The organism is Neorhizobium sp. BETTINA12A (genome assembly GCF_023006485.1).
Lineage (GTDB): Bacteria > Pseudomonadota > Alphaproteobacteria > Rhizobiales > Rhizobiaceae > Neorhizobium.
This window is the reverse complement of the sequence record NZ_JALBGW010000194.1, coordinates 1-8,212: the sequence shown is the minus strand read 5'-3', so window position 1 is coordinate 8,212 and position 8,212 is coordinate 1. Positions and strand designations below refer to the sequence as shown.

At 61.4% G+C, this 8,212-nt stretch carries 8 protein-coding genes; 5 read left to right on the top strand and 3 right to left on the bottom strand.

Annotation, left to right across the window (positions count from 1 at the left end):
- The 3 genes from MOV61_RS26485 to MOV61_RS26475 all read right to left on the bottom strand — a co-directional run.
- Nucleotides 1–527: LacI family DNA-binding transcriptional regulator (locus MOV61_RS26485; RefSeq protein WP_247138719.1), on the bottom strand; the 527-nt coding region annotated here is incomplete at its 3' end.
- 44 nt (nt 528–571) lie between these two features.
- Entirely contained in the window at nt 572–1,561 is a 990-nt protein-coding gene (locus MOV61_RS26480) for an ABC transporter permease (protein ID WP_038547039.1), read from the bottom strand.
- A 13-nt stretch (nt 1,562–1,574) separates the two neighbouring features.
- Nucleotides 1,575–2,315 (bottom strand): ATP-binding cassette domain-containing protein, encoded by a 741-nt coding sequence (locus tag MOV61_RS26475; RefSeq protein ID WP_038547041.1) that lies wholly within the window; start codon nt 2,313–2,315, stop codon nt 1,575–1,577.
- Between the two features lie 156 nt (nt 2,316–2,471).
- Here MOV61_RS26475 and MOV61_RS26470 point away from each other — a divergent pair, with 156 nt between their 5' ends.
- The 5 genes from MOV61_RS26470 (at nt 2,472) to MOV61_RS26450 (ending at nt 8,178) form a co-directional block, all read left to right on the top strand.
- On the top strand, nt 2,472–3,452 hold the full coding sequence (locus MOV61_RS26470) for an NAD(P)-dependent oxidoreductase (RefSeq protein WP_247138718.1): 981 nt from the start codon (nt 2,472–2,474) through the stop codon (nt 3,450–3,452).
- A gap of 41 nt (nt 3,453–3,493) precedes the next feature.
- On the top strand, nt 3,494–4,486 hold the full coding sequence (locus MOV61_RS26465) for a substrate-binding domain-containing protein (protein WP_247039135.1): 993 nt from the start codon (nt 3,494–3,496) through the stop codon (nt 4,484–4,486).
- Between the two features lie 144 nt (nt 4,487–4,630).
- Nucleotides 4,631–5,578 carry a sugar-binding protein gene (locus MOV61_RS26460; protein WP_247039137.1) on the top strand — a complete coding sequence of 316 codons (948 nt, stop codon included), beginning with the start codon at nt 4,631–4,633 and terminating at the stop codon, nt 5,576–5,578.
- An 83-nt stretch (nt 5,579–5,661) separates the two neighbouring features.
- Nucleotides 5,662–7,167, top strand: a complete 1,506-nt coding sequence (locus tag MOV61_RS26455) for a sugar ABC transporter ATP-binding protein (RefSeq protein ID WP_247138717.1) — start codon at nt 5,662–5,664, stop codon at nt 7,165–7,167.
- Nucleotides 7,168–7,179: 12 nt separating this feature from the next.
- Nucleotides 7,180–8,178 (top strand): ABC transporter permease, encoded by a 999-nt coding sequence (locus tag MOV61_RS26450; RefSeq protein ID WP_247138716.1) that lies wholly within the window; start codon nt 7,180–7,182, stop codon nt 8,176–8,178.
- The last annotated feature ends 34 nt before the right edge of the window (nt 8,179–8,212 follow it).

Sequence of the window (8,212 nt, the reverse complement as noted above, 5' to 3'; positions counted from 1 at the left end):
CGGATCAGCCGCTCCGTGGCGGCGCGGCCACCGGCGACGTCTCCCGGCACGATGGAGGGCAGTCGCCTGTCCTGGTCGTAGCAATTGACGAGCACCGAGGGCACAGTGAACAGGGCCGCCGGCGGGTCGATCTTGCGGGTCAGGATGGTGCCGAAGATATAGCCCAGCAAGGGCTGCTGCCGACACAGCGAAAACACGTCCTCGTCGGGGTCCTCGCCCGCGCGAAAAATTCCGAGCGTGACGATAATGCCGAATTCGAGCGCCTTTTCCCGCGCGCCCTCGAAAGCGAGCGCCATCCAGGGATCGGTTGTCAGCTCGTCCGTGATGAAGCAGATGACCCTGCTGTCGGACAGGTCGCCAGACGGCGACCTGTTGGGGAGCCTGTAGCCGAGCTCCTGAACCGCATCCATCACCTTCTTGCGCGTGGCTTCGCTGAAGCGGGCGCCGGCACTGCCGTTGAGGATCAGGGAAACGGTTGCCTGTGACACACTTGCTCGCGCCGCGACATCCATCATGGTTGGTTTCAAGGCGTTCTCCATGTCGCTTGCCACAACACCGCAAGGTTTTCCACCTATCGCCGCATATTCCGGAATCGGTCGAATGCCACAGCAACGATTATGAACGTACCTATGAACATTCCTTGCCAGAAAGTCGAGATGCCCAACAGGATCAGGGAGTTGCGAATTACCTCTATCAACAATGCGCCGACCACCGCGCCAAGCGCATTGCCCTCCCCGCCCGCCAGGTTGGCGCCGCCGATCACGGCGGCGGCAATCACGGTCAGTTCCATTCCCTGTCCGAGATTGGTCGTGACGCTTCCCAGCCAGCCGGCCATCAGGATGCCGGCCAGCCCGGCGGTCATGGCCGAGAACATGTAGATGCTGACTTTCAGCCGCCGCACGGGAATGCCGGCCAGCACAGCTGCGTTCTCGTTGCCGCCGATGGCGAAAAGATGCTGGCCCCACCTCGTCCAGCGAAACACCAGCGACATGACCACGGCCAGCACACACAGCACATATAGTGGATGGGGAAGCCCGAGTGTCGAGCCGCCGCCGATCCACAGCAGCAGGTCGTGATCGGGACCGAACTCCCAGATCATCTTGTTGTCCGAAAGCACCATCGCCAGGGACCGGGCGGCCGACAGGCTCCCGAGCGTGACGACAAAGGCCGGCATACCGGCATAGGCGATCAGGATGCCGTTGAACAGGCCGATCAGCAGGGCGGCACCCAGCGCAAGACCGGCAGACAGCCAGAAGCCCATGCCGCTGGCCATGGCCACACTTATCACCATGGCGCTCAGCACCACGCTTGAGCCGACGGACAGGTCGATGCCGCCCGATGCGATCACGGCCGTCATGCCGATGGCAATGACCGCCACGAAGGCGAAATTTCGGGCGACATTGAAGAGATTGCGGTCGCTGGTGAACGCATCGGTCATCAGCGACAGGGCCAGGCATGCCAGCACGGCCGCTATGAAGACCCAGAAGACCTGCAGGTTCTTCAGTCGGGCAAACCAGCTGTCGTGCCGGGAATTGTTGATGATGTCGTCGAGTGTCGTCATGGCAATTTTTCTCCTAGGCGGCATCGATGGCGCCGGTGATCAGTCCGGTCACTTCCTCGGGCGACGAGGCGCCCACCGGTTTTCGGCAGACCAAGCGCCCGCGGCGCAGGACGGCGATATTGTCGGACACGCTGAAGATGTCCGGCATCCGATGGCTGATCAGGATCACGCTGATGCCGCGGTCGCGCAGGCGGCGGATCAGGTCGAGCACCTCGGCCACCTGGCGTACCGAGATGGCCGCCGTCGGTTCGTCCATCATCACGATCTTCGGTTCCGACAGCAGCGTGCGGGCGATCGCGACCGCCTGGCGCTGCCCCCCGGACATGCGCCGCACGAGCTGCCGCGGGCGGGTTTCGGACTTGAGCTGCTTGAACAGGTTGGCAGAGACCGTGTTCATCCGCTTGAAATCGATGTATCGGATCGGCCCGAACCGGCGCAGCGGCTCCCTGCCCAAGAAGACGTTTGAGGCGGCCGAGAGATTGTCGGCAAGCGCGAGGTCCTGGTAAACCATCTCCACCCCCTCGCGCTGCGCATCGATCGGCTTGTGAAAGACGACAGATTTTCCATCGATGCTGAGTTCGCCGGTAGACGGGCGGAAATTGCCGGCGATGATCTTGACCAGCGTGGACTTGCCCGCGCCGTTGTCACCCATCAGTCCCAGCACTTCTCCCGGTTCGATGGACAGCGACACGTCGCTGAGTGCCTGGATCGCTCCGAAGTTTTTCGAAATTCCTGAAAAGACAAGTCGCGACACGTGGTTCTCCTCCCCCGCGATGGTTTCCTGGCGCTCCGGCAGGCCGCTCTTTGCCCCGCCGGCGTTCCCGTTTTGCGCATTTAATAACTAATTACTTGACTTAATATTATTAGTAAACAAAATCCATCACGCAAGAATGTTGCAGGGGAGTGCGACATGAAACTGCTGGTTACAGGCGGCACGGGGAAGGTAGGGCAGGCTTTCCTGCCGGCGTTCCTGTCTGATCTCCGTTTCGCGGATTGGGAGGTGGCGGCGCTTTGCAACAACAGGACCGTCATGCCTGCAGACCGCCTGTCCGTCGTCGCGGGTTCGATGTCGGATTCCGACGTGGTCGCCGGGGCCCTGCAGGGCGTGAGCCATGTGATCCACATGGCCGCCGTCAAGGAAACGCCGGAACAGATCTTCGATGTCGCGCTGAAGGGCCTTTTCCTGCTCCTCGACGCGTTCCGCAAATCCGATACCGCCCGGCAGTTCATCCTTCTCAGCGGCGATTGCACCGTGGGCCATATCTTCCAGCGCTACGATGAGCCGATCACGGAAACCTCGGCGCGCCGTGCCTACAAGGGCTGCTATGCCCTGACCAAGACCCTGGAGGAGGTGATGCTGGAGCAGTTCGGCATTCAGTATGGGGTGAATTGGACGACCCTGCGGGCGCCCTGGATCATGGAAAAGGATGACTTCCGCTTCGCGCTTGCCCTCGGCGACGACCAGTTCGGTGGCCCAAGCTGGTCGGAACTGATCGACGCAGATGCGCTCGAACAGTGCCGCAAGGGCGGCTATGCGCCCGTCATGCGCGACGCCGGGGGCGGCTACCTCAGGCGCAATTTCGTCCATGTCGACGATCTGGTCGGCGCGATCCTGGCTGCTATCGACAACCCGCGCACCACCGGCCAACTCTTCAACATTTCAATGGACCAGCCAGTGGATTACGGCGATCTCGGCGCCCGTTTGGCGGCGCGGCATGGATTACGGCCGATCGAGATCGACACCCCGTTTCACAGCAATTGGCTCGATAATTCCAAAGCAAGAATGCTGCTTGGCTGGGCACCGCAGGTCGATCTGGAGCAGATGATCGATCGCGCATGGCGCTACGAGCGCGCGGACAACGACCCGCGCATTGTCTGGTATCCCGGCTGAGGCATGAAGCCTCGACCGGTGTAAGAGGAGGAGGAAAGAAAATGAAAATCAATATATTGGCAATGGCGGCGATGGCAGTTGCGGCGCTTGCTGCGGCGCCGGCCGCGGCGCAAGGCAAAAAGACCTTGGCGATCGTCGTCAAGGGTCTCGACAATCCGTTCTTCGAGCAGATCAATCTCGGCTGCAAGAAGTGGAAGTCGGAGAATGCGAGTAGCGAATATGAATGCCTCTATACCGGCCCGGCCTCATCGGCGGACGAGGCCGGCGAGGTCCAGATCGTCGACGACCTGCTGACGAAAGGCGTTGCGGCCATCGCCATTTCGCCCTCGAACGCGCCGGCCATGGCGACCCGCATCAAGGCCATCGCCCCGTCCATTCCGGTTATGACTGTCGATGCGGACTTTCTCGAGAAGGACCATGCTCTGCGCAAGACCTATCTGGGCACCGACAACTACCTGATGGGCGTGAAGATGGCCGAGCAGGCCATGAAGCTGAAGCCGAAGGGCGGATCGGTCTGCCTGCAACTGGGCAACGTGGCCGCCGCCAATATCAATGCCCGCGCCCAGGGCTTCCGCGACACCATCGGCGGCGCCAAGAACATCGATCGTCTGACCGGTCAGGGCGGTTGGAAGGAAATCGGAGGGTGCCCGGTTTACACCAATGACCAGGCAGACCTTGCTAACCAGCAGATGTCGGATGTGTTCACTGCAAATCCCACACTGGACGCCTTCATCCTTGTCGGCGGCTGGGCGCAGTTTGCCCCGCAGGCCTATGCGCAGGTCACGGACCAGGTGATGCCCAAGCTCAAGAGCAAGGAGTTGATCATCATCGCCGGCGATACGCTGCCGCCGCAGACCAAGGCCTTCCGCGAAGGTCGCAGCCATTCGCAGGTCGGACAGCGCCCCTTCGAGATGGGCTACAAGGCGCCTGACGTCATGATCAAGCTGATCAAGGGCGAGAAAGTCGCCGATCCGCTGTTTACCGGCCTTGACGTCTGCAACCTCGACGATCCGGGTTTCTGCGCCAAGAACTAGTGCGGATCCCTGCCAGGGAGGTGCCGGTTCGTCTCCCGGCCCCTTTGGCAGGATGCGAGTTATTAGTAATAATATTACTGAGCCACCAGATGTGAAACCGTGTTTAGCGCGACCTTTGAGGAATGGGTCGCGGGGAGGAACAACATGAAACGTCTCAATTCACTGATGCTTGCCGCAGGCCTGGTGCTTGCCGCCAGTCCGTCATTTGCCGGCGACAAGCCGGCGCTCGCCTTTGTCGTCAACGCCGCGTCCGATTTCTGGAAACTGGCTGAGGCTGGCGTAAAGGCGGCCCAGGCCGAATTGCCCGGTTACGACCTGCAGTTCCGTTACCCGGCCCAGGGGACCGCCGCCCTGCAGAATGCCCTGATGGACGACCTGGTCGCTGCCGGGGCGGATGCGATCATGATCTCGTCGGCCGATCCGAAAAATTCGATCGGCGCCTTCAACAGGATCGCGGCCCAGGTGCCGCTGTTCACCACCGATAGCGATGCGCCCGCCAGCAAGCGCATCGCCTATCTCGGTTCGTCCAATACGGATGCTGGGGTCCAGGCCGGCGAGATCGCGCGGGCGGCCATGCCCAAGGGCGGAAAATGCATGGGCTTCGTCGGCTTCCTGGGGGCCGACAATGCCGTCGAACGGATCGCAGGCTTCCGCAAGGCGGTTAAAGGATCCGGCATAGAACTGGTCGATGTGCGTGGCGACGATGTCGATTTCGCCCGAGCCCGGTCGAATGTCGATGACGTGCTGGCCGCCAGCCCTGACATCACCTGCATGGTCGGCTTCTATTCCTATAATCCGCCCAAGATCTACGAAGCGCTGCAGGCGGCCGGCAAGCTGGGAAAAATCCAGGTCATCGCCTTCGACGAAGATCCCGTAACGCTCGGCGCGGTGAGGGAAGGCAAATTCGCCGGAACGGTGGTCCAGGATCCCTACCAATGGGGATACCAGGGCATGAAGCTGATGGCCGCCTACCTGAAAGGCGACAAGTCGCAGGTACCGGCAAACGGCCTGATCATCGTGCCGACCAAGAAGATCGACAAGGGCAATGTCGATGCCTTCGCCGCCGAATTGAAGGCGCGCGTGGGGAAATAGAAGCCGTCTCCAAAAAGGTCCCTGCTGCACGAACTCCCGTGGTTCGTGCAGCACCTATCCGTTCCTGCCATCCGGGAGTTTCGATGACGGCCTATCGGCAAAAGGACATATCGCTCGACCTTCTGGGGATTACCAAGGTCTATCCGGGAGCAATCGCCCTCAACAATGTCTCGCTGAGCATTCGCGGCGGCGAGGTGGTCGGCCTGGTTGGAGAAAACGGCGCGGGAAAATCCACGCTGATGAAAGTGCTAAGCGGCGCCATCGCACCTGACGAGGGCCACATCGTCATCGATGGCGAGGAAGTGACATCGCTGACATCGGCGCGCGTACATGAGCGCGGCATCGCCCTTGTCCACCAGGAACTCAATCCGTTTTCCAATCTCGATGTGACGGCAAACGTGCTTCTGGGGCGGGAGATCAGGCGCGGAATGTTCGGCCTTCTCGACCAGGCCGCGATGGAGCGCAAGGTCGCGCCGATCCTCGCCCGGCTGGATACTCGTTTCGGTCCGAATGACGCTGTCTCCGGCCTGTCCCTGGCCGATCAGCAATTGCTTGAAATCGCCCGTGCGCTTTCGATCGATCCGCGCCTGCTCATTCTCGACGAACCCACGTCCAGCCTGACCCTGTCCGAGACCAAGCGTCTTCTTGACGTAATCAGGCAGTTGAGCGCCGACGGCGTGGCGGTGCTGTTCATCACCCACCGCCTGGCTGAAATCGAGGAGGTGGCGAGCCGCGTCGTGGTGCTGCGTGACGGCCGCAATGCCGGAGCCCTCGGTTGCGGCGAAATCACCAAGGACGCCATGATCCGGCTGATGATCGGCCGCGATGTCGGCCAGTTCTATGAAAAGGCAGAGCATGACCCCGGCAGGCCGGTGCTGGAATTGAAGGGACTGCGCACAAAGGCCTATCCGCAACATCCGCTCGACCTTTGCCTGCGCGCGGGCGAGATCCTATGCCTGACGGGCCTGGTCGGCGCGGGGCGTACGGAGCTTGCCCGCGCGCTTTTTGGCATAGACCGCATCGAAGGGGGCGTGCTGGAGATCGAGGGCCAGCGACTCGTCGGCCATTCCGTTCCAGCCGCCATCGCCGCCGGCCTCTGCCTGGTGCCGGAGGATCGCAAGACGGAAGGCCTTTTTCTCGATTTCTCGATCACCGAGAACATCGCCATGCCGAGCCATGCCGCGCTGTCGCGAGTAGGATTTGTCGATATAGGCGCCGAGACCGCCCTGGCTGAGGCATCGCGGCACAAACTGAACATCAAGACGGCAGGCCTCGGTCGCGCGGCGGCAGAAATGTCCGGTGGCAATCAGCAGAAGGTGGTCTTGGCCAAATGGCTGGCAATGAAGCCCAGGATCATCATTCTGGACGAGCCCACACGCGGCATCGATGTCGGCGCCAAGGCGGAAGTCTACCGCCTGATGCAGGCGCTCGCCGCCGATGGCGTAGCGCTGCTGATGATCTCGTCGGACATGGAAGAGGTGATCGGGATATCCGATCGGGTCGCCGTCATGTGCCGCGGTCGCATCGCCGGTACGCTCGCGCGCGATCAACTGACCGAGGAGACCATTCTCCAACTGGCCGTGGAATAGGGACTCCGCAGCATGCAGAAAAAAGATATCGGATTAGCCACGCTTGTGATGACCGTCGGTGCAATCGTCGCCGTGATGAATCCACGGTTCCTGTCGCCGATCAACCTGGCCAACACGGCAAACCTGATCGGCCTGTTCGGGCTGTTCTCCATTGCCGAGGCCTTCGTCATCGTCACGGCGGGCATCGAACTGTCCATCGGCTCGGTGATCGCGTTGATAGGCGTCATTTTTGTCGATCTGATCGCCAGCTTCGGCGTTCCCTGGCCAGTCGCACTTGCAATCGTGATGGTGTTGTCAGTCACCATCGGCCTTCTGCACGGCTGGCTGATAACCCGCCTCAAGCTTCAGCCTTTCGTCGTCACGCTCTGCGGGCTTCTGATCTATCGCGGCATTGCGCGCTTCTACACCAGGGATGGCACGGCCGGCTTCACCTTCGGGTCCGACTTTCCGATGCTGGAATATCTGATCGCGGGCCGCACAGCCGGCGTGCCCCATTCCGTCGTCGCGTTCCTGCTGGTCGCTGTTGCAGCCTGGTTTCTCCTGCACCGGACCGTGCTCGGCCGACATCTTTTTGCCGTCGGCAAAAATCCCGAGGCGACGAGTTTTTCAGGTATCGACACCACCAGGGTCATCATCCAAGCCTATGTGCTTTGCGCGTTCCTGACAGGCATTTCGGCGGTGTTTTTCGCCATGTATACCCGCTCCGTCCAGCCTTCCTCCCATGGCAATTTCTACGAGCTGTACGGCATAGCCGCCGCGGTCCTGGGTGGCTTCTCTTTGCGGGGCGGCGAGGGGTCGATCATCGGCGTGGTGCTGGGCGTGATCCTGCTTCAGGTCCTGCAAAACCTCGTCAATCTCTTGGGCATCCCCTCTTCACTGAATTTCGCCGTCATGGGCAGCGTCATCCTTGCCGGCGTGATCGCCGACACGCAGTTTTCCCGCTACCGCGACGCCCGCAGGCAGGCCATTGCCATGGCCGCCTTGGAAGACGGTGGCAAGCCTCAAGCGTGAGCCGAGAGCGTCCGACGGAGGCTACGATTGCAGG

Excerpts from the sequence above, each read along its gene's own strand:
- MOV61_RS26465 (WP_247039135.1), top strand. The coding sequence starts at position 3,494 with ATGAAAATCAATATATTGGCAATGGCGGCGATGGCAGTTGCGGCGCTT.
- MOV61_RS26455 (WP_247138717.1), top strand. The coding sequence starts at position 5,662 with ATGACGGCCTATCGGCAAAAGGACATATCGCTCGACCTTCTGGGGATT.
- MOV61_RS26470 (WP_247138718.1), top strand. The coding sequence starts at position 2,472 with ATGAAACTGCTGGTTACAGGCGGCACGGGGAAGGTAGGGCAGGCTTTC.
- MOV61_RS26450 (WP_247138716.1), top strand. The coding sequence starts at position 7,180 with ATGCAGAAAAAAGATATCGGATTAGCCACGCTTGTGATGACCGTCGGT.
- MOV61_RS26460 (WP_247039137.1), top strand. The coding sequence starts at position 4,631 with ATGAAACGTCTCAATTCACTGATGCTTGCCGCAGGCCTGGTGCTTGCC.
- MOV61_RS26480 (WP_038547039.1), bottom strand. The coding sequence starts at position 1,561 with ATGACGACACTCGACGACATCATCAACAATTCCCGGCACGACAGCTGG.